This window comes from Bacillus sp. FSL W7-1354, from assembly GCF_038002405.1.
Taxonomy (GTDB): domain Bacteria; phylum Bacillota; class Bacilli; order Bacillales; family Bacillaceae; genus Bacillus; species Bacillus paralicheniformis.
This window is the reverse complement of the sequence record NZ_JBBOCL010000001.1, coordinates 756,428-780,184: the sequence shown is the minus strand read 5'-3', so window position 1 is coordinate 780,184 and position 23,757 is coordinate 756,428. Positions and strand designations below refer to the sequence as shown.

Annotated in this window: 23 protein-coding genes; 1 reads left to right on the top strand and 22 read right to left on the bottom strand. The window is 49.7% G+C overall.

Annotated features, from left to right (window positions below):
* Positions 1 to 7: 7 nt before the first annotated feature.
* The 12 genes from smc to MKZ04_RS04040 form a co-directional block, all read right to left on the bottom strand.
* The gene (gene smc / locus MKZ04_RS04095) at positions 8 to 3,568 is read right to left on the bottom strand and encodes a chromosome segregation protein SMC (protein ID WP_035338780.1); all 3,561 of its coding nucleotides are present in this window, start codon (positions 3,566 to 3,568) and stop codon (positions 8 to 10) included.
* Positions 3,569 to 3,667: 99 nt separating this feature from the next.
* The gene (gene rnc / locus MKZ04_RS04090; protein WP_023857216.1) at positions 3,668 to 4,417 is read right to left on the bottom strand and encodes a ribonuclease III; all 750 of its coding nucleotides are present in this window, start codon (positions 4,415 to 4,417) and stop codon (positions 3,668 to 3,670) included.
* 144 nt (positions 4,418 to 4,561) lie between these two features.
* Positions 4,562 to 4,795 carry an acyl carrier protein gene (gene acpP / locus MKZ04_RS04085; protein ID WP_003181706.1) on the bottom strand — a complete coding sequence of 78 codons (234 nt, stop codon included), beginning with the start codon at positions 4,793 to 4,795 and terminating at the stop codon, positions 4,562 to 4,564.
* A gap of 76 nt (positions 4,796 to 4,871) precedes the next feature.
* On the bottom strand, positions 4,872 to 5,615 hold the full coding sequence (gene fabG, locus MKZ04_RS04080; protein ID WP_103749013.1) for a 3-oxoacyl-[acyl-carrier-protein] reductase: 744 nt from the start codon (positions 5,613 to 5,615) through the stop codon (positions 4,872 to 4,874).
* On the bottom strand, positions 5,605 to 6,561 hold the full coding sequence (gene fabD / locus MKZ04_RS04075) for an ACP S-malonyltransferase (RefSeq protein ID WP_035338785.1): 957 nt from the start codon (positions 6,559 to 6,561) through the stop codon (positions 5,605 to 5,607). Before fabD ends, fabG begins: the two co-directional genes overlap by 11 nt.
* Positions 6,562 to 6,578: 17 nt before the next feature.
* Positions 6,579 to 7,571, bottom strand: a complete 993-nt coding sequence (gene plsX / locus MKZ04_RS04070; protein ID WP_020451361.1) for a phosphate acyltransferase PlsX — start codon at positions 7,569 to 7,571, stop codon at positions 6,579 to 6,581.
* Positions 7,572 to 7,588: 17 nt separating this feature from the next.
* Positions 7,589 to 8,155, bottom strand: coding sequence for a transcription factor FapR (gene fapR / locus MKZ04_RS04065; RefSeq protein WP_020451360.1), 567 nt, complete (start codon positions 8,153 to 8,155; stop codon positions 7,589 to 7,591).
* Between the two features lie 117 nt (positions 8,156 to 8,272).
* Positions 8,273 to 10,321: an ATP-dependent DNA helicase RecG gene (recG, locus tag MKZ04_RS04060; RefSeq protein ID WP_020451359.1), complete on the bottom strand. Its 2,049-nt coding sequence runs from the start codon at positions 10,319 to 10,321 to the stop codon at positions 8,273 to 8,275.
* Positions 10,299 to 11,201 carry an L-serine ammonia-lyase, iron-sulfur-dependent, subunit alpha gene (gene sdaAA / locus MKZ04_RS04055; protein ID WP_341045349.1) on the bottom strand — a complete coding sequence of 301 codons (903 nt, stop codon included), beginning with the start codon at positions 11,199 to 11,201 and terminating at the stop codon, positions 10,299 to 10,301. Before sdaAA ends, recG begins: the two co-directional genes overlap by 23 nt.
* A gap of 17 nt (positions 11,202 to 11,218) precedes the next feature.
* The gene (gene sdaAB / locus MKZ04_RS04050) at positions 11,219 to 11,881 is read right to left on the bottom strand and encodes an L-serine ammonia-lyase, iron-sulfur-dependent subunit beta (RefSeq protein ID WP_020451357.1); all 663 of its coding nucleotides are present in this window, start codon (positions 11,879 to 11,881) and stop codon (positions 11,219 to 11,221) included.
* 179 nt (positions 11,882 to 12,060) lie between these two features.
* On the bottom strand, positions 12,061 to 13,734 hold the full coding sequence (locus MKZ04_RS04045; protein WP_023857220.1) for a DAK2 domain-containing protein: 1,674 nt from the start codon (positions 13,732 to 13,734) through the stop codon (positions 12,061 to 12,063).
* Positions 13,735 to 13,751: 17 nt separating this feature from the next.
* Positions 13,752 to 14,114: an Asp23/Gls24 family envelope stress response protein gene (locus tag MKZ04_RS04040; RefSeq protein ID WP_341045348.1), complete on the bottom strand. Its 363-nt coding sequence runs from the start codon at positions 14,112 to 14,114 to the stop codon at positions 13,752 to 13,754.
* Between the two features lie 286 nt (positions 14,115 to 14,400).
* On the opposite strand from MKZ04_RS04040, the gene rpmB reads away from it, so the two are divergent.
* Complete coding sequence (gene rpmB / locus MKZ04_RS04035) at positions 14,401 to 14,589, top strand: 50S ribosomal protein L28 (RefSeq protein ID WP_003181685.1); 189 nt, start codon at positions 14,401 to 14,403, stop codon at positions 14,587 to 14,589.
* 122 nt (positions 14,590 to 14,711) lie between these two features.
* On the opposite strand, the gene spoVM is transcribed toward rpmB, so the two are convergent.
* The 10 genes from spoVM to def all read right to left on the bottom strand — a co-directional run bounded on the left by spoVM (position 14,712) and on the right by def (position 23,752).
* Entirely contained in the window at positions 14,712 to 14,792 is an 81-nt protein-coding gene (spoVM, locus tag MKZ04_RS04030; protein WP_003221545.1) for a stage V sporulation protein SpoVM, read from the bottom strand.
* An 85-nt stretch (positions 14,793 to 14,877) separates the two neighbouring features.
* Entirely contained in the window at positions 14,878 to 15,522 is a 645-nt protein-coding gene (locus tag MKZ04_RS04025) for a thiamine diphosphokinase (RefSeq protein ID WP_025811376.1), read from the bottom strand.
* Positions 15,523 to 15,597: 75 nt separating this feature from the next.
* The gene (rpe, locus tag MKZ04_RS04020; RefSeq protein WP_039072720.1) at positions 15,598 to 16,254 is read right to left on the bottom strand and encodes a ribulose-phosphate 3-epimerase; all 657 of its coding nucleotides are present in this window, start codon (positions 16,252 to 16,254) and stop codon (positions 15,598 to 15,600) included.
* A 3-nt stretch (positions 16,255 to 16,257) separates the two neighbouring features.
* On the bottom strand, positions 16,258 to 17,142 hold the full coding sequence (rsgA, locus tag MKZ04_RS04015) for a ribosome small subunit-dependent GTPase A (protein ID WP_035338792.1): 885 nt from the start codon (positions 17,140 to 17,142) through the stop codon (positions 16,258 to 16,260).
* 12 nt (positions 17,143 to 17,154) lie between these two features.
* Positions 17,155 to 19,128, bottom strand: coding sequence for a Stk1 family PASTA domain-containing Ser/Thr kinase (gene pknB, locus MKZ04_RS04010; protein ID WP_341045347.1), 1,974 nt, complete (start codon positions 19,126 to 19,128; stop codon positions 17,155 to 17,157).
* A complete protein-coding gene (locus MKZ04_RS04005) occupies positions 19,122 to 19,886 on the bottom strand; it encodes a Stp1/IreP family PP2C-type Ser/Thr phosphatase (RefSeq protein ID WP_026579742.1) in 765 nt (254 codons plus the stop codon). The genes pknB and MKZ04_RS04005 overlap by 7 nt, the downstream gene beginning before the upstream one ends.
* A gap of 7 nt (positions 19,887 to 19,893) precedes the next feature.
* A complete protein-coding gene (gene rlmN, locus MKZ04_RS04000) occupies positions 19,894 to 20,979 on the bottom strand; it encodes a 23S rRNA (adenine(2503)-C(2))-methyltransferase RlmN (RefSeq protein ID WP_023857226.1) in 1,086 nt (361 codons plus the stop codon).
* On the bottom strand, positions 20,979 to 22,325 hold the full coding sequence (rsmB, locus tag MKZ04_RS03995; RefSeq protein ID WP_035338795.1) for a 16S rRNA (cytosine(967)-C(5))-methyltransferase RsmB: 1,347 nt from the start codon (positions 22,323 to 22,325) through the stop codon (positions 20,979 to 20,981). Before rsmB ends, rlmN begins: the two co-directional genes overlap by 1 nt.
* Positions 22,315 to 23,265, bottom strand: a complete 951-nt coding sequence (gene fmt, locus MKZ04_RS03990; protein WP_075213234.1) for a methionyl-tRNA formyltransferase — start codon at positions 23,263 to 23,265, stop codon at positions 22,315 to 22,317. Before fmt ends, rsmB begins: the two co-directional genes overlap by 11 nt.
* A 4-nt stretch (positions 23,266 to 23,269) precedes the next feature.
* The gene (gene def / locus MKZ04_RS03985; protein WP_020451347.1) at positions 23,270 to 23,752 is read right to left on the bottom strand and encodes a peptide deformylase; all 483 of its coding nucleotides are present in this window, start codon (positions 23,750 to 23,752) and stop codon (positions 23,270 to 23,272) included.
* Between the last annotated feature and the right edge of the window lie 5 nt (positions 23,753 to 23,757).

Below are 23,757 nucleotides of genomic sequence, written 5' to 3'. Positions count from 1 at the left end.
CCTCGCTTTATTGAACTAGTTCTTTTGTTTCTTCAAGCTTGACTGAGACCAGCTTGGAAACGCCTGATTCCTGCATCGTCACGCCGTAAAGAACATCGGCTTCTTCCATCGTTCCTTTTCGGTGGGTGATGACGATAAACTGGGTTTCATGGCTGTATTTTTTCAAGTATTGGGCAAAGCGGAACACGTTCGCTTCGTCAAGCGCCGCCTCGACTTCATCCAGCACGCAGAACGGAACCGGTCTGACTTTGAGGATCGAAAACAGGAGCGCGATCGCCGTCAAGGCCCGTTCCCCGCCGGAAAGCAGGCTCAGGTTCTGCAGCTTTTTGCCCGGAGGCTGAGCGATAATATCGACGCCCGATTGGAGCAGGTCATTCGGATCTGTCAGCTTGAGTTCGGCTCTTCCGCCGCCGAACAGCGCCCGGAAGACGTCTTCGAAATGAGAACTGATCTGTGCAAATGTTTCCGCAAAACGCTTCGTCATTTCCTCATCCATTTCCTCGATAACCTTAAAGAGCGTATTTTTCGCTTCGAGCAGGTCGTCTTTCTGCTCCGAGAGGAAGAGGTAGCGTTCATTGACCCTTTCGAATTCCTCAATGCTGCCGAGGTTCACCGTTCCCAGCTCTTCGATTGCAAGCTTGATCAGCTTGACGCGCTTCCTCGCCTCTTCAGGGGAAAGCTCCAAAGGATATTTTTCCCTCGCCCCTTCAAATGAAAGTCCATACTCTTCCCGCAGGAAAGAGAGCAGGTTGTCGAGTTCGACTTCCATGCGGCCGAGCTTGACTTCTTCGTCTTTTAAGAGGCCTGCCATCTGCTTATACTGGCGCTTCATTTCTTTCAGTTCCAGCTCTTCGGTTTCAAGGCCTTTTTGCAGTTTCATCCGCTGCTCTCTTCTTGATGCGATAAGCTCTGCGGTTTTATTTTTGTCGTTCAGCTTCTTTTTCGCAGCTTCTTCAAGTTTTTCCTCCCCGGAAGTATTGGAGGACATTTCTGTCGTCAAGAAAGAGAGATCCTCTTCGGCAATTTTGAGCGCTTCCGCATTCTCGGCATACTCTTCTTCAAGCCTTGTGAGCTTTTCCCGTTCATTCGCACACGACTGTTCGGTTTTCGCCAGCACCACTTTCAAATCGGTCAGCTCGCTTTGCAGCGCTTCTTTCGTCGAGGTCTGTGTCTGTTTCCGCTCCGTCATGGCTTCGATTTCGGAATCGAGGCGCTTCAGCCCGCCGGCGATCGATGTGAGCTTTTCTTCAAGCTCTTTTTTACGCCGTTTCTTGTCTTCGTCCCCTTCGAGCAGAGCCGATTTTTCCTGGTCGTAGAGCTCCAAATGGCTGTTGACGTTTTTCTCGGCGATTTCGAGTTCGTACAGACGCCCTTTGATTTCCTGCTGTTCGGTTCTTAAGCCTTCCCCGTCCTCGCGGAGTGACTGAAGTTTGGCATCAAGCTCTTGCATCGTCTGCTTCAGGGCTTTCACTTCTTTTTCGAGCAATTCGGTTTTCTCTTCCATCTCGGCGAGACGTTTTGTCTGGGCTTCCAGCTCCCTGTTGCGTCCCAGAAGCGAGCTGCTTTTTTTCTTAACGGCTCCTCCCGTCATTGAACCGCCCGGATTGACGACATCCCCTTCAAGGGTGACGATCCGGTATCTGTGGCCGAGCCGTTTGGCAAGATCGTTGGCGCCTTTTAAATGCTCGGTGATCAGCACGGTGCCAAGCAGGTTTTGCACGACGGTCCGGTAGGCCGGATCAAACGAAACAAGCTCGCTGGCGATGCCGATGAACGACGGATTTTCTTTCGCCGCTTCGATATCTCGCGACTGAATGCGGCGCTCTTTGATGACGGAAAGCGGGAGAAAGGTCGCCCTTCCGAACGAATGCTTTTTCAAATATTGAATCGCCCGTCTGGCGGCGTCTTCATCGTCAGTGACAACATGTTGGGCCGTTGCGCCGAGCGCGATTTCAATCGCTGTTTCATACCGCTCGTCCGTCTTTAACAGCTCTGCAATCGCACCGCGAATGCCCGGAAGCTCGCTCTTGGCCTTTAATACTTCTTTGACGCCTTGATAAAACCCTGAGAAGTCCTCCTGCATCGCTTCAAGCATTTCCTTTTTGGAGCGCGCCTGCTGAACGTATTGATAAGCTTGGTAAAGGGCGGATTCCTTTTTCTCGTACTGGCTTTTTTTCTGTTCATAGCTTTTTTGCGCGTCCCTGAATGCTTGAATCTGGCTGTGAAGGCGCTCGTCGACGAGGCTGAATTCGTGTTCGGTTTTCATCTTTCGGTCGGCGATTTCCTTCCGCTCGCTTAAATATTTTTCATTGTTTTGCGCGAGTCGTTTTTGCTGCGCCGCGGATTGGGACATTTGGTCTTCAAGAAATTGAAGCTCGTTTCGGACGGATGCCTGTTCGTTCAAGAGCTCGAAATAATCGCTTTTCAGCTGTTCGATTTCTTCTTCTACATTTTCGCTGTATCCGGATAGAGCCTGATTCTTTTCTTTCACCTTTCGGGCAAGCTCTTTTGCTTCGGCCTCGAGCTTTTCAAACACAAGCTTCTGCGCGGCGATTTTTTCTTTCAGGCTTCGCTCTTTTTCACTGCGCTGGACGAGCGCTTCTTCAAGCTGAGCTCTGTTTTGCGTCGCGTTTTTTTTGCGTTCCTTCAGCACTTCTTTCCGGCCTTCAAGCTTCTCCAGTTCCTCGCTTGTCAAAAGCAGCACTTGCTGAAGCTCATCGACCGATTCGTCGAGCGCTTGAATTTTGTCTCTTGCCTCTTCGATTTTGGCTTCCTTTGCCTGGATGGCCGCAGACGAAGACATCTCTTCGTCTTTCGCCTTTTCGACTTTCTGCTGAAGGGCTTCCCATTTTCCGTGAAGCTCTTCGATATCATACGCCGTTAACGCGATTTCGATTTTTTCAAGCTCATCCTTTTTTTCAAGGTAGTCTTTGGCGATCGAAGCCTGCACTTTCAGCGGCTCCACCTGCCCTGCGAGCTCGTGGAGGATGTCTTCGACACGGTTCAAATTGTCCTGTGTCTCAAACAGCTTGTTTTCGGCTTTTTTCTTTCTCGTTTTGTATTTTAATACGCCGGCCGCTTCTTCAAAGATGCTTCTCCGCTCTTCAGCCTTGCTGCTTAAAATCTCTTCGACTTTGCCTTGGCTGATGATGGAAAACGCTTCTTTTCCAAGCCCCGAATCCATAAAAAGATCAATGATATCTTTCAGACGGCACGGCTGGTTGTTGATGAGAAATTCGCTTTCCCCAGATCTGTAGACTCTTCTCGTCACACTGACTTCGTGAAAATCGATCGGCAAAAAGCGGTCGTCATTGTCAAGCGTCAGCGTCACTTCGGCAAGATTCAGCTTTTTCCGCGAATCGCTGCCTGCAAAAATGATGTCTTCCATTTTGCCGCCTCTGAGCGATTTGGCGGACTGTTCACCGAGCACCCAGCGGATCGCGTCGGTAATGTTGCTTTTTCCGCTGCCGTTCGGACCGACGACAGCTGTCACGCCTTTTACAAAATCTACAGAAATTCGTTCTGCAAACGATTTAAATCCTATCACGTCTAAACGTTTGAGGAACATGGTGATCCTCCTTATGTATTAAAGTATTACAATTCTATCATAACCCCATCGAAAAGGCTTAAAATACATTGAAATCCCCCTGAGTTTTGCAAGGGGGATTTATTGTTTCATATGGTGTTTTTGCAGCCTCGCGAGCGCTTCTTGAGCGGCATGCTGTTCTGCTTCTTTTTTGGAACGGCCGCTTCCCACCCCAAGTACTTCTCCTTTTAGCGATACGTTTGCTTCAAATTCGCGGTTGTGCGCCGGTCCTTTTTCCTGAAGGATTTTATACTCCAGAATACCTCGTCCGTCGCGCTGTACAAATTCCTGCAGCTGGCTTTTAAAATCCATCACATGAGAAAAAGCACCATCGTCGATTTTAGGGAAAACGTACGCTTTCAGAAAGGCCACGACAGCTTCGAGCCCCTGATCCAGATAGAGCGCACCGATAAAAGCTTCAAACACATCGGCTAAAAGCGCCGGACGCTTTCTTCCTCCAGTCATTTCCTCTCCTTTTCCCAATAGAACAAGCTCTCCGAAAGAAAGCTCATGGGCCAGGGAAACCAAAGAAGGCTCACATACGATCGCCGCTCTCAATTTCGTCAAATCACCCTCGCTCATCGCCGGGTATTTGGCGTATAAAAATTGAGAAATCGTCAGTTCCAAAACGGCGTCTCCTAAAAATTCAAGCCTCTCATTATCTTCATATGGCTTCTTTCGATGCTCATTCACATAAGATGAATGTGTAAATGCTTGATATAAAAGCTTCTCGTTTTGAAATTGAACCGAAATCCGTTCCTGAAACTTTTTAAACTGCTCCGCTTTCTTTTGAAACATTTTTTTGTCTCTGAAATGTGAATGTTTTGACATAGCAACCTCCATATGGGCACATCAAGTTCACCTCACCTCCTATGAAAAGGCAGGTTCGTGTATCATTGGGCAGCAAAACATTAAAATTAAAGCCGCATTTATAAAGGGATAAAGCCCCGTCTTTAAACGGGACTTTAAATGAGCTTACTGCTTACTATTTATGTAGTTCACAGCGTCACCGACTGTTGCAATCTTTTCAGCATCTTCGTCAGAAATCTCCATATCAAACTCGTCTTCAAGTTCCATGACAAGCTCAACTACATCAAGGGAATCAGCGCCTAAATCCTCTTTAAAAGAAGCTTCAAGAGTGACGTCGGCTTCATCCACGCCGAGGCGGTCTACGATGATTTTTGTTACACGCTCTAATGCGTCTGCCATAGCTATTCACCTCCCCTCAAGTATTATAGTTGATTCGTTTTTAAAAAACCAGAGATAATTCAATTTTTGATTTCGTTTAAACCATAGCCATTCCGCCGTTGATGTTCAGCGTCTGGCCGGTCATGTAGCTCGCATGGTCAGATGCGAGGAAAACAACGGCGCTGCTGATGTCAGACGGATCGCCGAACCGTGCAAGCGGAATCTGCTTCAGCATTTCGTCTTGAATATCTTTTGTCAGCTTGTCCGTCATTTCCGTCGAAATAAACCCCGGAGCGATTGCATTAACGGTGATATTTCTTGACGCAAGCTCTTTCGCCAGCGTTTTCGTCAAGCCGATCACGCCTGATTTAGCCGCGACATAGTTGGCCTGTCCGGCGTTACCGACGACGCCTACAACCGAGGTGATGTTGATGATCCGGCCGCTTCTTTGTTTCATCATCTGTCTTGTTACGGCTTTTGAACAATTGAACACACCTTTTAAGTTTATGTTAATGACGTCGTCCCATTCATCTTCTTTCATTCTCATGAACAGATTATCTTTTGTAATACCCGCATTGTTGACAAGGATGTCAAGCGTGCCGAAGCGGCCGACCGCTTCCTTCATCATCGCCTGAACCTCATCCGCATTGGAAACGTCTGCTTTAAAAGCAAACGCATCGCGGCCGAGCGCTTTGATTTCGTCTACAACTTCGTTCGCTTTCGCTTCATTGCCCGCGTAGTTGACGACGACATTTGCTCCGTTTTTCGCCAGGTCCAGGGCGATCGCGCGGCCGATCCCTCTTGAGGCTCCTGTAACAACGGCTGTTTTATTATCCAGCATTTTCGTTTTCCTCCTTCAACGTTTGAACGGCAAGTTCAATTGTGTTCGGGTCTGACACAGCAATCGTTTTGACTCTGCGGTTCACTTTCTTCACAAGCCCTGACAAAACCTTTCCGGGGCCGATTTCGATGAACGTCGTCACGCCTTCGTCAATCAGGCGGCTGATTGTTTCTTCAAATCGCACAGGAGAATACAGCTGTTCAATCAGTTTATTCTTAATGTCGTCTTTATCTGTTACAAAGTCGGCTGTTACGTTGGAGACGACCGGAATGGCTGCATCGCTGATCTTGCACGCATCAAGAACTTCACGAAGCTTATCAGCTGCCGGCTTCATCAGGTCGGAATGGAACGGCCCGCTGACTTCGAGAGGAATCGCGCGTTTTGCGCCCTTTTCTTTGGCAAGCGCTGAAGCGAGCTCGACGCCTTTAGCTGTTCCCGAGATGACGATCTGCCCGGGGCAGTTCAAATTGGCGAGCTGAACAAGGTTTCCTTCTTCGGAAACTTTGTCCGTCACTTCTTTCAGCGCCTGGCTATCCATGCCGAGAATGGCCGCCATCGCGCCTTCACCTGCGGGCACGGCTTCATTCATGAATTCGCCGCGCTTTCTGACGGCATAAACCGCGTCTTTAAACGACAAGGCGCCGGCAGCTACCAATGCGCTGTACTCGCCGAGGCTGTGCCCTGCCGCATAGTCGGCTTTAATGCCGTATTCCTTCAGTTTTTGAAGCGCTGCGGTACTCGCTGTTAAAAGGCTTGGCTGCGCGTTGTATGTAAGTGTCAGTTCTTTTGCATCCCCTTCAAACATGAGGGTGCTCAGTTTTGTTTCAAGCGTTTGATCCGCTTCTTCAAAAATCTTCTTTGCATTCGGTTCTTTTTCATACAATTCGTGTCCCATGCCGATATGCTGCGAACCTTGGCCCGGGAATAGAAAAGCAATCTTGCCCATATGTTAAAACCTCCAGACTATTCATCTGCTTTTTGTTGAATTTTTTCTTCGATAAATTCAGCGACATTTTGGCTGACCATCTCTCTGGCCTGGCGGATCGCGTGATAAACGGCCCGTCCGTCAGATGATCCGTGCGCTTTGATGACGGGCGCCTTTAAGCCGAACAATCCGGCTCCGCCGTATTCAGAGTAATCCATCTTCGTTTTCATTTCTTTCAGCTTCGGCTTCAGCGCAGAGGCGGCGAGCTTCGCCGTGAAGCTCGAAGTCAGCGTCGTTCTCAGCATTTTAAAAATGGACAGCGCCGCGCCCTCGACCGTTTTCAAGGCAACGTTACCGGTAAAGCCGTCTGTCACGATGACATCAGCGACTCCGTCCAGCATGTCGCGCGCTTCCACATTGCCGATGAAATTCAAATCGGTTTCCTTTAATTTTTGAAAGGTCTGCTTGGCAAGCTCATTTCCTTTTTTGTCTTCGGTTCCGACGTTTAAAAGTCCGATGCGCGGATTTTTGACGCCCAGCACCTGTTCTCCGTAAACAGATCCCATAATGGCGTATTGAACGAGATGTTCGGGCTTGGCGTCCACATTCGCTCCGACATCAAGAAGGAGAAAGCCGTCTCCGGAGACAGTCGGCAATGTCGGCGCCAACGCAGGCCTTTCAATCCCTTCAATCCGGCCGACGATAAAGAGCCCGGCCGTCATAAGCGCTCCGGTGTTTCCGGCGGAAATGCAGGCATCCGCCCTGCCTTCGGCGACTTCTCCGGCCATCAGAACCATCGATGAATTCTTCTTTCTTCTGACGGCTCTGACAGGTTCGTCTGTCGCCTCGATGACTTCTTCCGCGTGCTTGACAGTGATCCGCCCGTGCTCCGTTAAATGGGCAGCAATTTTTTCCCGGTCGCCGATCAGCGTAATCTCGAGGTCTTCAAAATCTTCGACCGCTTTCATCACGCCTTCAATAACCGCTTTGGGAGCATTGTCTCCTCCCATGGCATCTACAGCAATTTTCATGACTTACGCGCCACCTTCTATGATTGTTTTGAACGATACATGACAAATTCGCCTGAAAACACAGGCTCTTCGGCAACATAGCTGTTCACTTCAACAACCGTTCTGCCTTTATCTTTATCAAGCTTTACGACTTTCGCTTTTGCAACGACCCGTTCGCCTTGCTTGACCTGCCTGGTAAAGCGGATGTCCGCTTTGGCCGTCAATGCGAGCTCATCGTCGATGAGGGCGACGGCGAGCGAGTTGGCCTGGGCAAACAAATGGTGTCCCCTGGCGATTTGATTTCGGCTGAAAACGTGCTCCGTTCTGATCTCCAGAATGGAAATCGCGTGCTCATCCAGCTCCAAATCAATGATCTCGCCGATGACCTCGTCGAGCGGGAGAGACTTGACTTCATCTTCAAGAGATTTCTCGGCAACACTTTTGATTCTTTCTCTCAGTTCAGGTATGGAAAGTTCCAAACGGTCCAAGCGAATCGTCTGAATGCTGACGTTAAATTTCTCCGCTAACTCCTCGTCCGTAATAAACGGGGTCGTACGAATCGTCTGCTGCAGCAATTCTTGGCGTTCTCTCTTACTTTTTCTCATGTTTTTAAACACCATCCGCGCAATTATGACTAGGTACTAATAGTAGTATATAATTTCATAGATTGGAATGCAATCTTTCTTTACCCGCCGACAATAAATTTTCACAGGACTTCCAGGTCAGCTCAGCTTTTCTCCTTCCATCACCCCGCTGTTTTGCAAGTGTTCCCGCAGGCTTTCATATTCGGCATCCGTCCAGAACGCCTTTGAAGAGACAAGTTCTGCAGCGTCTCTTCTTGCCGTTTCCAGCGCGCGGTAGTCGTGAACCATGTCAGCGACTTTAAACTCCGGCATCCCGCTCTGTTTTTTGCCGAAGAAGTCCCCGGGTCCTCTGAGTTCAAGGTCCTTTTCAGAAAGCTCAAAGCCGTCGGTCGTCTCAGACATGATGCTCATGCGCTCTTTGCCCGTTTCAGATTTCGGGTCTGCCATCAGGATGCAATACGACTGGTGGTCGCCCCGCCCGACCCGGCCGCGAAGCTGGTGCAGCTGGGAAAGACCGAACCGGTCGGCATCATAGATCAGCATGACCGTCGCATTCGGAACGTTTACGCCGACTTCAACGACGGTTGTGGAAACGAGAATCTGGCATTCGTTTTTGCTGAACTGCCTCATCACCTGTTCTTTCTCGTCATTTGAGAGCTTTCCGTGCATGAGACCGATCTGCCACCTTCCTCTGAAAGCATGGGTCAGCATGCTGTGCACATCGATGGCGTTTTGAACGTCGAGCTTGTCCGATTCTTCGATCAAGGGACAAATCACATATGCCTGTCTGCCTTTTTTCAGTTCTTTTTCGATAAACGCGAGAATTCGTTCGAGCATGTCGTGCTTCACCCAATAAGTCTCGATCCGCTTTCGCCCAGCCGGCATTTCATCGATGACGGACACATCCATTTCCCCGAAAACCGTAATCGCCAGTGTCCTTGGAATCGGCGTCGCCGTCATAAACAAGACATCGGGATCTTTCCCTTTGCTTCTCAGTTTTTTTCTTTGCTCGACACCGAAGCGGTGCTGTTCATCGGTGATCACGAGACCGAGCTGTTTAAAATGGACATCGTCCTGAATAAGGGCGTGCGTCCCCACCAAAATATCAATTTCTCCTTCTTTTAATCTTTCTAAAAGCTCTCTTCTCCTTTTCCCTTTCACAGAGCTTGTTAAAAGCGCAACATTGACATCGTACTGCTCAAAGAGGGATACCAATGAATCGGCGTGCTGTTCCGCCAGTATTTCGGTCGGCACCATCATCGCTCCCTGGAATCCCGAAAGCAGCGAGGCGTATAACGCAATCGCGGCGACGGCCGTTTTGCCTGATCCGACGTCTCCTTGTAAAAGCCGATTCATTTTATACCCTGAAGCCATGTCCCTTAATATGTCGTCGAGCGCTTTCGCCTGCGCGTTTGTCAAAGGAAACGGGAGGCTTTTGACAAACGAATTGACGTCTTCCGTTTTAAAGGTGTGGCTGATTCCGTCGGACGCTTCCCGCTCGAACTTCCGTAAAGCCTGCATTTTCAGCTGAAACAGTAAAAATTCTTCATATACAAAGCGGCGCCGCGCATGTTTTAAAGCTTCCCTCGACTCGGGCTTGTGCATCGCCTTCACCGCCTCCTGGTAAGACAGAAGTTTATAGGCGGTCCTAAGCTTTTCCGGAAGGGGGTCTTCGGCAGACGGCAAATGGCTGCGGACGGCTTCCTGAATCAATTTCCTCATTGTCTTTACGGTGATATTTTCTTTGACGGAGTAAACGGGCTCAATCGACTGGTCACCTTGGTGCGGCCCGTTTTTCAGCTCCTGTACCATCACGGATTGTCTGTGCTTGTCCCATTTTCCGGTTACGGTAACGATCGAACCGATCGCAAGCTTTTTTTTCAAATAAGGCCTGTTAAAACAAACTGCTGTGATCAAATAGTTTCCGACCAATAGCCGGAACGTGAGGCGGCTCCGCTTTTTCCCGTAATAGGCAAGAGAAGGCTCGCTGTGAACCTTCCCTTCTACCGTCACTCGTTCGTCGTGTGCCACTTCTTCCAAATCGCGCAATTCATAATCGTCATATCGGTACGGGAAGTAGTTTAAAAGATCAAGAACCGTATAGATTCCGAGCTCATTTAACGTTTTTTCCGTTTCCGTCCCGACGCCTTTTATAACAGATATACTAAGTTGCAGATTGTGTTCCACGTGCAGCTGACGCTCCTCCGAATATTTTTTTCTCCAATTCTTTGCCCGTCGGTGTTGCAGCAAGACCGCCCCGGCCTGTTTCCCTCAGTGCCGTCGGCATCGTCTGCCCGATTTTATACATCGCATCGATCACTTCATCGCATGGAATGCGGCTTGTAATGCCGGCAAGCGCCATATCAGCCGCGACCATCGCGTTGGCTGCGCCCATTGCGTTCCGCTTCACACACGGCACCTCAACAAGCCCTGCGACAGGATCGCAGACTAGACCGAGTACGTTTTTTAAAGCGATGGCCATCGCTTCGGCGCACTGTTCAGGGGTTCCGCCCGCCATTTCGACGGTGGCGGCAGCCGCCATGCCCGAGGCCGAGCCGACTTCAGCCTGACAGCCTCCCGCGGCTCCCGAAATGCTCGCATTGTTGGCAACGACGAATCCGAACGCTCCCGATGTAAATAAAAAGCGAACCATCTGCTCTTTCGTCGGCTGAAGTTTCTCTTTTACCGCAAAAAGCGTCCCCGGGACAACGCCGGCCGAACCGGCCGTCGGCGTTGCGCAAATCGTTCCCATCGCAGCGTTGACTTCATTTGTCGCAACCGCTTTGCTGACAGCGTCAAGGATGACATCCCCTGACAGCCCTTTGCCCGATTTGAGATAGGCTTGAAGCTTAACGGCGTCTCCCCCCGTCAATCCGGAGTGCGACACGACGCCTTCAACACCTTTTTGCACAGCATCTTCCATCACGGTCAAGTTGGCTTCCATCTGCTCGAATATTTCTTCCCGCGTCCGGCCTGACACCTCGATCTCCTGTGCGATCATGATTTCAGAGATGGACACGTTCTTTTCTTTTGTCAGCTGAATTAATTCTTTTACATTTCGAAACATATCGTCTCACCCTCCTTTTAGTCAGCGATCTGGGTCACCTCAATGATGTTCGGCAGCGCTCTCAATTCTTCAAAAACAGCCGGATCGATCGTTTGATCGACCTCAATCGTCATGAGCGCTTCCTGGCCGACGTCTTTGCGGGCCACTTCCATATGGCCGATGTTGATTGCGAACTTTGCAAGCACATTGGCTACGCCTGCAATCGTTCCGTAGCGGTCGTTATGGACGACTAAAATAGCAGGGTGATTTCCCGACAATCTGAGCTCAAAGCCGTTCAGCTCAATGATTTCGATTTTCCCCCCGCCGATTGAGATGCCTGCGAGTTCAAGAGAGCCTTCATCATCAGAGATGAGGATGCGGGCTGTATTGGGATGCGTTGGAACCGCTTCTTCTTCCCGGAACTCGATGGCGATTCCCTTTTCTTCAGCTAGGCGGATCGAATCTTTGATTCTTTCATCAAATGTATCAAAATCCAAAAGGCCGCCGATGATCGCAACATCTGTTCCATGTCCTTTATACGTCTCGGCAAAAGAACCGTACAATGACACAACGATTTGTTTCGGCTCCCTCCCAAACACGCTTCTGGCGACTCTGCCGATTCTGGCCGCGCCGGCCGTATGAGAACTTGACGGACCGATCATGACGGGCCCGATAATATCAAACACACTTCTGTACTTCATCCTTATCCCCCTTTTACACACAGATTCCCCCGCTGTACGGAGGAAAAAAAGCCGTTTTTTTTAGACTAATCGATCATTCCCCAATTGGCAAGCAGACAACGTCCGAGCGGGCTGATGCTTTAAAAAAAGCCAAAAGAAGAGAAGGGCTTTTATCATCATGCCCTTCTGCCTTTGATCGATTATTCAACAGCCAGAATGTAGGAATACAGCGGCTGTTTTCCGTCGTGCACTTCCACTTCAACGTCTTCGTATGTCTCGCTGATAAAGGCTGCGAGTTCTTCGGCCTCTTCTTCCGGCGCGTCTTCCCCTTTGATCACAGTGACGATTTCACTGTCTTCATCGATCATGCCTGCGAGCAGCTTTTTCGCTGCTGCTAACTGGTCAGATGCCGTCTCAACGATTTTACCGTTTAAGATGCCCATAAAATCGCCTTTTTTAATATCGATGCCGTCAATGTTAGTGTCTCTGACCGCATAGGTGATTTGTCCGCTTTTCACCTCGCCGATCGCACCGAGCATAGCGGCTTCATTCTCGTCCGCTCCAAGGGCCGGGTTGAATGCGAGGAGCGCGGCCATTCCTTGAGGAACGGTCTTCGTCGGGATGACAATCACATGTTGTCCGGCAACATCCGCGGCCTGGTTCGCCGCCATGACAATGTTTGAATTATTCGGCAGAATCACGACCGTGTCCGCGTTGGCGTCTTTTATCGCCTGAACGATGTCTTCCGTGCTCGGATTCATCGTCTGACCGCCTTCGATGACCTTTGTGGCGCCGATGCTTTCGAAAAGTTCGGCGATTCCTTCTCCCATGGCCACTGTGACGACGCCGTACGGCTGCTTTTCAGCCGGCGCTTTTTCTGCCGGGGCAGCTGCCTCCTGTTTGTTCTGATTGAGAATCGCGCTGTGCTGCTCTCTCATGTTTTCGATTTTCATGTTGATTAAGCTGCCGTATTTTTGCGCATAAGTCATGACTTCCCCCGGATATTCGGCGTGGATGTGCACCTTGGCGATATTTTCGTCTGAGACGACGAGCAGTGAATCACCGAAGCCGCTTAAATCCTGGCGGAACGCATCTTCATTAAAGTTTCTTTTACCGCTGTCGAGCTTTACCATAAATTCCGTGCAATAGCCGAATTCGATGTCTTCTGTATTCATGTGGCTTTGAGCGTTTTTATGGTGCTCCGCGCTGACAAGATCATCCAATGACGGAAGAGCGGCCGCTTTTTCAGAAAGCTTTTCTCCCTTTAAAGAAGCGAGAAACCCTTCATACACGTAAAGAAGCCCTTTTCCGCCGCTGTCGACGACACCGACTTCCTTTAAAACCGGAAGCAGCTCAGGCGTCCGCTCCAATGAAGCCTCCGCTTCATTCACGACGGCTTCCATCACCTTGATGATATCGGTTTCAGTTTGAGCGGTGAGCACTGCTTTTTTTGCCGCATCTTTGGCAACCGTCAAGATCGTGCCTTCGACAGGCTTCATGACGGCCTTGTAGGCAGTGTCCACTCCGGCCTGGAACGCGGCGGCAAATTCTTTGGCGTTAATTTCCGATTTCTGTTCAATCGATTTGCCAAAGCCTCTGAACAGCTGGGATAAAATGACGCCCGAGTTTCCCCGCGCTCCCATCAGAAGCCCTCTTGACAGGCTTTGTGCCACTTTGCCGATATTGGCGGCATCGATCTGCTCCACTTCTTTTGCACCGGATGTCATCGACAGATTCATGTTCGTTCCTGTATCTCCGTCCGGAACCGGAAATACATTTAACGCATCAACTACATTTGCGTTTTGAGACAGATGGCGTGCGCCGTACAGAACCATTTCTGCAAAAGCTTTTCCATCCAGATTTCGTATAGACACTCTTGTTTTCCTCCTAACTACGGGTTCGTCACTCGTACTCCTTGAACGTAAATATTTACGGACTCCACTGCAAGACCCACTGTATGGTCGAGCGTATATTTGACTTTTGTTTGAACATTATGTGCCACTTCTGAAATTTTTGTTCCGTAGCTGACAATGATGTACATGTCAATATGAATACGATCTTCTTCCTGGCGGACGATGACGCCTCTTGCAAAGTTTTCTTTTCTGAGGATTTCAGTCAGTCCGTCTTTAATTTGGTTCTTGGATGCCATACCTACGATCCCGTAGCAGTCGATCGCTGCGCCTCCCGCAACCATGGCGACCACTTCGTTTGATATATCAATCTGTCCGTATTTTGTTCGGAATTCAATGGACACGTTGGTTCCTCCTTTTCGAGTCTCGCTTCTGACCTCTGGTTAACATCATTCTACTATAAGGACCTTCTTTTTAAAAGAACAGGCAGGCTTCTCTCCAAACCTAACCCTACTTATACTACAGCGCGTTCATTTTTTCAAGATGTCAAGGGATTTTTCTTGAAAGCAGAGCAATCAATAGTTGCAAACGGTTTTCAGCTGTGGTAAATTATTAAAGTATCTGAAGCATCACAGGTGATCAACTGATAATGAATGATGATGTTTTTTTTGATAGTTAGGAGGGAAACAAATGGCACGTAAATGCGTTATTACAGGCAGAAAATCACGTTCTGGCAACTCTCGTTCTCACGCGATGAACGCTTCTAAACGCACATGGGGCGCTAACGTTCAAAAAGTGCGCATCCTTGTGAACGGCAAGCCTAAAAAAGTATATGTATCTGCTCGAGCTTTGAAATCTGGAAAAGTTGAGCGTGTATAAGAAAAAATAAACGCCTGCCAAGAGCGACTGTACGCTTTAGGCAGGCGTTTTTTCGTTCTTTTGCTTGCCATCCGGGGAGAGCCCTTTGACCCGCTCCGCAAAAAAAGCGCACCCGGCGCTTCTTAGTCTTTGCGAAACGAGCCAAGCATCGCCCGGACGATTCCCCCTAAAAACTTCGGTAATTTAATGGTGTAAAATTTCATTCCCTTCCCTCCTCAAAGAGTCCGCAACCGCATCCACCTTCAACATCGGATCCCAAACACAAAGCGAGCGGAAGCGCCAGGATATTTAATCAGTGCTTCTTATCATTATTAATATGCCTTCAGAAAACGAAAAAGCACCTTGTGAATGGATGAGTTCGTTACTAATACATAGTGTCGAACCTAGAGCAATATGACACTTATTTAAAGAATACTTAAATCCTTCGAGGGAAAGGTTTTTTACCGTCTCCGTAAACGGCAGGAATGAAATGTACGGTTTTGTTTGATCACGCATGACGGTGTAAGAGCCTTGGGGGTGCATGCTGATCGTATTTTGGCGGTCGATCATGACGGTCTTGACATTTTGCTTCATCGCGGTGTAAAGGAGATGCAGATTCCCGAGAAAATGGTCTGCTCTGCCTCCCGAAATGCCGAACATTCTAATGCATGAAGGCCGCTGTCCGACCGCCCAGCTCAACGCAAGGTCCAAGTCCGTCTGATCTTTTTCCGCCTGATAAATATGGAGGCGGGGAGCCGCCTTTTCAATCGCTTTTTTTTGCTCGTCTGTGATGCTGTCAAAATCCCCGAACGCTTCATCAGGCACGATCCCCGCTGCCAAAAGGGTTACAGCACCTCTGTCAACCCCGACCCAAAGCGCATCGCCGTCCTGATACTGCAGCAAGTCGGGAATGAGATGATCGGGACCTCCCGCTACAATATTGATCGTTTTCATCGCATTGTCCTTTCTGTAAACGCCGTAAAAAAAGAGCTCAGCTTGAGAAAGCCGGCTCTTTTTCATCGGGAAACCTTACCCAAGCGCACCTTTTATATCGGAAATGGCTTTTTTGCGGTCTTTTTCGTTATAAACGGCAGAGCCCGCAACAAGCAGATTTGCCCCTGCTTCGATACACTGTCTTGCCGTCATTTTGTTGACGCCGCCGTCCACTTCAATCAGCAGGTCGGCGAGCCCTTTTTGCTCGGCCATCTCCTTGACCTGCCTGATTTTCGGCAGGACTGAGGAAATAAACGACTGTCCGCCGAAGCCCGGATTCACTGTCATCAATAGTACGAGATCAAGGTCTTCAAGCACATGCTCGATCTGCTGCACAGGGGTATGCGGATTCAAGACAACACCCGCTTTGACTCCTTGCTCTTTGATGAGCTGGATCGTCCTGTGAAGGTGCGGGCACGCTTCAACATGGACGGACAAAATATCGGCGCCCGCTTTTGCAAAAGCAGGTATATAGCGGTCAGGCGCTTCAATCATTAAATGAACGTCGAGCGGAAGTTCTGTGATCGGGCGGACGGCTTCCACTACAAGCGGCCCGATGGTCAGGTTGGGAACGAAATGGCCGTCCATCACATCGATGTGGATGAAATCGGCGCCGCCTTGTTCAACATCCCGAATCTCTTCCCCTAGACGGGCAAAATCGGCTGAAAGAATCGAAGGAGCAACATATACCATATCTTAATACCTCGGCTTTCTGTCTTTGATCTCTGTTAAAAATTCAACATAATGGTCGTAGCGATACTGGGCGATTTCACCATTTTCCACGGCGCGTTTGACGGCGCAGTTCGGCTCTTTCATATGCAGGCACCCGCGGAACTTGCATTCGGCGCTTTTTTCGCTGATTTCCAAAAACGCAGACCCTAAATCTTCAGCTTCAATACCGGCAAACTCAAGCGAGCTGAAGCCCGGGGTGTCGGCGACGAGCCCGCCGTTTATATCGATCAGCTCCACATGGCGGGTCGTATGCTTTCCCCTTCCCAAGTGGGCGGAAATCCCGGCGGTTTTCAGTTCAAGCTCGGGGCTGATCGCATTTAAAAGCGAAGACTTGCCCACGCCGGACTGGCCGGCGAATACGGTGATTTTGTCTTGAAAATGGGAGACGATGTCTTCGATGCCGCTTCCGTTTTTCATCGATGTCGTATAGACGCTGTACCCAATGTTCCGGTAGTCTTCGGCATATTGGTGAATCCGCTCTTTGAGCGCGTCATCATCCACGAGGTCCATTTTCGTAATGCATATGATCGGCCTGATGCCACCTGCCTCAACCAGCACTAAAAAACGATCCAATAGCGACGTGCTGAATGTCGGCTCTTTTGCCGAAAACACGAGAACCGCCTGATCCACGTTGCTGATCGGAGGTCTGACCAATTCATTGAATCTGTCTTTAATCTCGAGAATGTAGCCTTCTTTATCGTTATCGGCCTGGTAGACGACATCGTCGCCGACGAGAGGAGTGATTTTATTTTTTCTGAAAACCCCTCTTCCCCTGCACTGAATGATCTGATCACCATCCAAAACATAGTAAAATCCGCTTAATGCTTTAATGATTTTGCCCTCAGGCATATCGCACCTCCCTTATTCATCCTCAGGATATTCAATCGTTTTTGACCTGACTACTTTATCGTTGATCGTTACTTGATAATACCCTTTTTGCCCGGGCGCAATCCTGAATTTGATCGTCCGCTCTGCCGGCGCCGTGATTTTAAAATTTTCATAGACGTCGGAAATGCTGTGTTCTTCATCATCGATCGAAATTTGGACGTTTTGTTCCTCGCCCTCCGCTCCCGGTTCATAAGGGATATCAATTTTCTCGGTCACCGTTTTGACGGGTTTTTTCTCAGGTCCGAGCGAAAACGTAACCTCGACTTTGTCTCCCGGCTTGACGGATGCCCCCGCCCCCGGCTTTTGTTTGATGACCTGACCTTCCGGCACATCTTCAGAATGCGCCTCCTTTTCGACAAGGACAAGCTGATGGTCGTCCAAATAGCCCGAAGCCGCCTGTTTGCTGTATGTTTTTAAATCCCTTAAAGTAATGGCTTCCGGACCGAGGCTGACCGTTAATTTGATCTCGTCGTCGGCGGCAACGATTTCGGTGCCGGCTGCAGGGTCCTGTTCGATGATGGTGCCCGCTTCTTCTTCATGGTGCACTTCTTCTGTCTTGATGTTTTTAAAGCCCTTTTGCTCGAGAAGCTTTTTGGCGGCATCGACTTTCTGGCCGACCACATCTTCCACTTCTGTTTTCTCTTTCCCTGAGCTTTTATAAAGCTTGACAGTTGAGCCTTCCTTTACGATATCGCCGGCTGCAGGGTCCGTTTTCACGATCAGCCCTTCTTCAATTTTATCGTCGGCAATGTCTTCAGCATTCGGATCCACTTCAAACCCTTCGTCTTCAAGCTTGATGACGGCTTCTTCATACTCAAGGCCTGCTACATCGGGAACGGCTACATCTTTTGGAATAAAGAGCGACGGAAACACCGTCAAAGCCAAGACGGCTGACACAACGAGAACGAAAAACACCGTCAGCAATATAAGCGGCCATTTCTTTCTTTTTTTCTTCTTGTTTGCTTTTGACTGCTTCTTCTTTTCTTTCTTTGATAACGGAGCCGCTTCCGCTTCTCCGTCGCCGGACTTGTCGCCGCTCTCGTCTTCCGGCAGGTTTTTGATGATCGGAACAGCTTTCGTCATCTCATCATCAGCTGGAATCGTGAATCGCTTTTCGTTGAGCCTGTTCGGGTCGAAAGCCGTTTTTAAATCGGATTCCATCTCTTCGGCCGCTTCATAGCGGTGGAATGGATCTTTTGCCATCGCTTTCAGGACGATGTTTTCTATGCTTTGCGGCACAGCCGGGTTCCACCTTTTCACCGACGGCGTTTCTGATTGCAGATGCTTCAGCGCGATGCTGACCGCCGATTCTCCTTCAAACGGCATACGCGCCGTCAGCAGCTCGAAAAGCACGACGCCGAGCGAGTAGATATCGGATTTTTTCGTAGACAATCCGCCTCTCGCCTGTTCGGGCGACAAATAATGGACAGAGCCCAAAACCGAGTTGGTGTGCGTAATGGTCGTCGAGCTGAGCGCCATGGCGATGCCGAAATCGGTCACTTTAATGTGGCCCATATGGTCGATCAAAATGTTGTGAGGCTTAATATCCCGGTGAACAATCTGGTTATCATGGGCGTGTGCGATGGCGGATACGATCTGCTCCATGATTTGGACCGCTTCTTTTGGATGAAGCGGGCCTGTTCGGTTTATGTATTCTTTCAGGGTCATCCCCTCGACATACTCCATCACGATATAATAGATGTCATCTTCTTCTCCGACATCATAAATGCTGACGATATTCGGGTGGTCGAGGCTTGCAGCGGACTGCGCTTCCCTTCTGAACCGCCTGATAAAATCGGCATCGTGAACGAAGTCAAACCGCAGCACTTTTATCGCGACTTCACGGTCGAGGATGATGTCCAGCGCTAAATAAACGTTCGCCATCCCCCCGCCGCCGATGGCGCGCAGGATTTCGTAACGTCCGCTGATCCGTCTGCCGATTAACACTTGTCTTCACCTTCTTCTATTTGAGAAGGAAGTTCCAATAGCGCGACGGTGATATTGTCCTCGCCGCCGTTGTCATTGGCCAGCTGAACGAGCTGTTCCGCTTTCTCCTCCGCAGAAGAAAGAGCTGTAAGCATATCCTTCAGTGACTCATCGTCTACTTTATTCGTCAGCCCGTCAGAGCATAATAGAACTTGATCGCCCGGTTCGATTTCAAAAGTATGGGCTTCAACCTTCACTTCCGGATCAGTGCCAAGCGCTTTTGTCAGCACGTTCTTCCGCGGATGGTGTTCGGCATCTTCCTTCGAAATCCCCCCTGTCCGCACGAGTTCATTGACAAGCGAGTGATCTTCCGTCAGCTGTATGAAATGGCCGCCTTGCAGGAGATAGCAGCGGCTGTCTCCGATATGGGCGACTGTCAGCGTTTTTCCCGTGTATAAAGCGCAGACGACCGTTGTTCCCATTCCCTGGCACTCTTCATGCGCCCTCGCATGGTCGAAAAGTTTTTGGTTGACGGCTGAAATCTGCTCTTTCAGCCAAGCTTCGCATTCAGCCGGCGAAGCCGGGACTTCTTCGGTTTCCTCCCAGATATCCCGAAGGGCTGAGACGGCCATCCTGCTGGCGACGTCGCCGGCCAGATGACCTCCCATTCCATCGCAGACAACAGCTAAAACCAGTCCGTTTTTTTCTGTGAAAATGCCGGCATCGTCTTCATTGTGCTGGCGTATTTTTCCCCTGTCCGTTTTTAAGGCTGTTTTCAACCTTGATTCACCTCGTCTCTTCCTGGCGCTCCTTTGCACGAAGCTGTCCGCAGGCAGCGTCAATATCATGGCCTTGCTCTCTTCTGATCGTGACATTTACTCCATGAGACTTTAATGTTTTTTCAAAGGCGAAAATCTGTTCTTTCGGTGTTCTGACATAGTCTCGTTCAGGTACATAGTTGACCGGAATCAAGTTGACGTGGCATTTGATTCCTTTTAGCAATTCAGCCAGCTCTTCCGCGTGTTCAACCTGATCGTTAACACCGCCGAAAAGCCCGTATTCAAACGTAACCCTTCTGCCGGTTTTCTTAATGTAGTAATCGACCGCTTTCATCAGCTCCGGCAGCTTGTAGGCTCTGTTGATCGGCATCAGCCGGCTTCTGATCTCAGTGTTCGGGGCGTGCAGAGAAATCGCAAAGTTGATCTGCAGCTTCTCGTCTGCAAACTCATAGATTTTCGGAATGATCCCGCTCGTTGATACGGTGATATGGCGCGCCCCGATATTCAGCCCTTTATCATGGTTGACGATTTTCAGGAATGCAAGCATTTCCTGAAAATTATCGAACGGCTCGCCGATTCCCATAATGACGATGGAACTGACGCGTTCATCTGTTTCATCAAGCGCCTGCTGCACTTTGACAACCTGGGCGACGATCTCTCCGGCTTCCAGGTTCCGCTTTAAGCCGCCGAGGGTCGACGCGCAAAACGTACAGCCGATTCGGCAGCCCACCTGTGTCGTTACACAAACAGAATTGCCATATTCGTGCCGCATTAATACGGTTTCGATCGTGTAGCCGTCATGAAGCTCAAATAAAAACTTCATCGTTCCATCTTGTGAAGTCTGCTTGACGGCCGTTTTCAGCGTCGTTAATACGAAATGCTCGTTCAGCTTTGTCCGCAGCTCTTTTGAAAGGTTTGTCATCTTTTCAAATGACGTGACTCTCTTTTCGTAAAGCCATTCGAATATTTGCGCGGCGCGGAAAGGCTTTTCGCCGTTTTCCGAAAGCCAGCTTTTCAGTTCTTCTATTTCAAAAGAATAGATGGACGGTCTTTCTGCCCGCAATTCTTTTCTTACTTTTTGTTTCGATTCCATTATTGTGATCCCTTCTTTCTCATGCTGCAAATAAAGAAGCCGTCCGTTCCGAAGAAGTGGGGAAGGATTTGAATGCTTCCATCCTTGACATACGGCGCCGCTTTTTCGGGCAGCCGCTCGGCGAGGGTGGGGTCTGCTTCAAATTCGTCGTGTTCTTTCAAAAAAGCATGCATGACTTGTTCATTTTCGGTCGGGTCCATTGTGCATGTGCTGTAGACCAATGTCCCGCCTGTTTTCAATAAAGGTGCGATTTCGTTTAAAATCGCCAGCTGAATCCCAGCGAGACGCGCGCTGTCTTCGGGCGTTTTGCTGTATTTGAGATCCGGTTTTCTGCGGATGACACCGAAGCCCGAACACGGAGCGTCGACGAGAATCCGGTCAAACTGCTCCGGTTCGAAGGCTTCGCCGGCTTTTCTGGCATCCAGCGCCCTTGCTTCAATGTTGGAAAGCCCGATCCGGCCTGCCGCTTCTTTGATCAGCTTTACTTTATGCTGATGAAGGTCAAGGGAAATGATCTTTCCCGTATCTTCGAGCAGTTCGCCGATATGAGTGGATTTTCCTCCCGGCGCTGCGCAGGCGTCCAGCACCGTTTCTCCCCGTTCAGGACCGAGGGCTCGCGCTACCAGCATTGAGCTTTCATCTTGTATGGTGACTTCGCCTTCTTTGAAAAAAGGAGTGGACGCAATCGTTCCTTTTTGCAGTTTGACAGCGTCTTCGGACAAGTCGCCTTCTTCCGCCTCAATCCCCGCTTCATTCAGGCGGGAAAGAAGCGTATCCCGGTCGTGTTTCAGCCTGTTGACGCGGATCGTCTGCTTCGGCGGGATCATGTGAATCCGGCAGATTTGTTCTGCCGCTTCGAACCCGTAGGCATCGGTCCATTCCCTGACAAGCCATTCCGGATGGCTTGTCTCAACCGCAAGGCGTTCAACCGGGTCGGCAATATCAGCAAAAGAAGGCACGCCTTCTCTCTGAACAGAGCGCAGAACGCCGTTAACAAATGAAGAAATTCCTTTATGCCCGCGTTTTTTAGCGATTTCAACAGCTTCAAAAAGGGCGGCCCGGTCAGGGATTTTCTCCAGGTATTCCATCTGGTACAGCGACATTCTCAACAGATGGATGACCCAGTCTTTCACTTTTTCCGGCTTTTTAATAAACGGCTTCAGCATATAATCGAGCGCCAGCTTGTTTTGAAGGGTGCCGTAAACGAGTTCTGTCAAAAGGCCTCTGTCTTTGTCGCTTAAATCGTTCGCTTTCATGACAGACTGAAGCAAAAGATTGCTGTATGCCTGATTCTGGTCAAGCTTAATCAGTGCATCAAGCGCGACTTCCCTCACATTATTTTTCATCGCTATGACCCAATTTCATTCCGGCTTGAAGACCCGCTCCCCTGACAAAATCTTCGGCCTTCATTCTTTTTTTGCCCGCAGGCTGCACTTCCGTTAATTTTAACGCGGTGCCATTTCCGGTAGCGACGACAATGCCGTCTTTTTCAACGGAGACGATTTCTCCCGGCTCTGCCTGTTTTAAGGCTTCGCATTTTTTCGCAGCCCATACTTTCAGCGTCTGGCCGCTTAAAACCGTGTATGCGACAGGCCAAGGATTCAAGCCCCTGACTTGGTTGTACAGGACTTCGCCGGGCTTTGACCAGTCGATCAGTTCCTGTTCGCGTTTAATGTTCGGCGCATATGTCGCTTCCCGTTCATCCTGTTTTTCAGGGGTTGCCGAACCGTCAATGACCTTCGGAACCGTTTCGGAAAGAAGCTCAGCCCCGGCCTTGCTCAGCTTGTCGTGGAGCGTGCCGACATTATCGGTTTCTTCGATGTCAACTTCGACTTTGGCAAGCATATCGCCTGCATCCAATTTTTCGACCATGTACATGATCGTCACGCCCGTTTTCTCTTTGCCTTCCAGAATGGCGTAATGGATCGGGGCTCCTCCGCGCAGCTCGGGCAGAAGAGAGGCATGGACATTGATACAGCCGTATTTCGGATAATCGAGGAGCTTTTTCGGCAGGATCTGCCCGAATGCCGCCGTTACAATTAGATCGGGTTTAAGCGCCAAAATCCTGTCCGTCTCCGCTTCTTCCCTCACTTTTTCAGGCTGGAGCACGGGAATGCCGCGGCGCAGCGCTTCCTCCTTGACAGGCGGAGGGGTCATCACTTTTTTTCTGCCTTTCGGGCGGTCAGGCTGGGTGACGACACCCACCACCTCATAGCCGTCATCAATCAATGTGCTGAGCACCGGGACGGAAAAATCCGGCGTTCCCATAAAAACGATCCTTGTCATCCAATCATCCTTCCATTTCCTCAAGTTCTTCCGCATCATAATAGCGCGTAACTTTTGATGTGAATAAAATACCGTCCAAATGGTCGATTTCATGCAGCAGCGCCCGCGCCAAAAAGCCTTCAGCTTCAATCGTGAACGGTTTTCCGCGGCGGTCGAACGCCTTGACCTTTACATAATCCGAACGCTTCACTTCACCGTATAGATCGGGAAAGCTCAAACAGCCTTCAGGGCCCGTCTGTTCGCCGCTCTCTTCGATGACCTCCGGGTTGACCAGTTCAATTCTGCCCGTGTCATCGCCGATATCGACGACTGCCGCTCTTTTTAAAACGCCGATTTGCGGGGCGGCAAGCCCGACTCCGTCCAGCTCAAGCATCGTATCATACATATTGTCGAGCAGTTTCTTTAATGATTTATCAAAAGACGCAACGGGTTCGGCAGGGGTTTCAAGAACCTCCGCCGGATACGTTACGATCGGTTTTACTGCCAATCTAG

Bases quoted from the DNA above. Each gene is read 5' to 3' on its own strand.
- smc (WP_035338780.1), bottom strand. From the start codon at position 3,568: ATGTTCCTCAAACGTTTAGACGTGATAGGATTTAAATCGTTTGCAGAA.
- rnc (WP_023857216.1), bottom strand. From the start codon at position 4,417: ATGTCAAAACATTCACATTTCAGAGACAAAAAAATGTTTCAAAAGAAA.
- acpP (WP_003181706.1), bottom strand. From the start codon at position 4,795: ATGGCAGACGCATTAGAGCGTGTAACAAAAATCATCGTAGACCGCCTC.
- fabG (WP_103749013.1), bottom strand. From the start codon at position 5,615: ATGCTGGATAATAAAACAGCCGTTGTTACAGGAGCCTCAAGAGGGATC.
- fabD (WP_035338785.1), bottom strand. From the start codon at position 6,561: ATGGGCAAGATTGCTTTTCTATTCCCGGGCCAAGGTTCGCAGCATATC.
- plsX (WP_020451361.1), bottom strand. From the start codon at position 7,571: ATGAAAATTGCTGTAGATGCCATGGGAGGAGACAATGCTCCCAAAGCG.
- fapR (WP_020451360.1), bottom strand. From the start codon at position 8,155: ATGAGAAAAAGTAAGAGAGAACGCCAAGAATTGCTGCAGCAGACGATT.
- sdaAA (WP_341045349.1), bottom strand. From the start codon at position 11,201: ATGTTTCGAAATGTAAAAGAATTAATTCAGCTGACAAAAGAAAAGAAC.
- sdaAB (WP_020451357.1), bottom strand. From the start codon at position 11,881: ATGAAGTACAGAAGTGTGTTTGATATTATCGGGCCCGTCATGATCGGT.
- rpmB (WP_003181685.1), top strand. From the start codon at position 14,401: ATGGCACGTAAATGCGTTATTACAGGCAGAAAATCACGTTCTGGCAAC.
- spoVM (WP_003221545.1), bottom strand. From the start codon at position 14,792: ATGAAATTTTACACCATTAAATTACCGAAGTTTTTAGGGGGAATCGTC.
- MKZ04_RS04025 (WP_025811376.1), bottom strand. From the start codon at position 15,522: ATGAAAACGATCAATATTGTAGCGGGAGGTCCCGATCATCTCATTCCC.
- rpe (WP_039072720.1), bottom strand. From the start codon at position 16,254: ATGGTATATGTTGCTCCTTCGATTCTTTCAGCCGATTTTGCCCGTCTA.
- rsgA (WP_035338792.1), bottom strand. From the start codon at position 17,142: ATGCCTGAGGGCAAAATCATTAAAGCATTAAGCGGATTTTACTATGTT.
- rlmN (WP_023857226.1), bottom strand. From the start codon at position 20,979: ATGGAATCGAAACAAAAAGTAAGAAAAGAATTGCGGGCAGAAAGACCG.
- rsmB (WP_035338795.1), bottom strand. From the start codon at position 22,325: ATGAAAAATAATGTGAGGGAAGTCGCGCTTGATGCACTGATTAAGCTT.
- fmt (WP_075213234.1), bottom strand. From the start codon at position 23,265: ATGACAAGGATCGTTTTTATGGGAACGCCGGATTTTTCCGTCCCGGTG.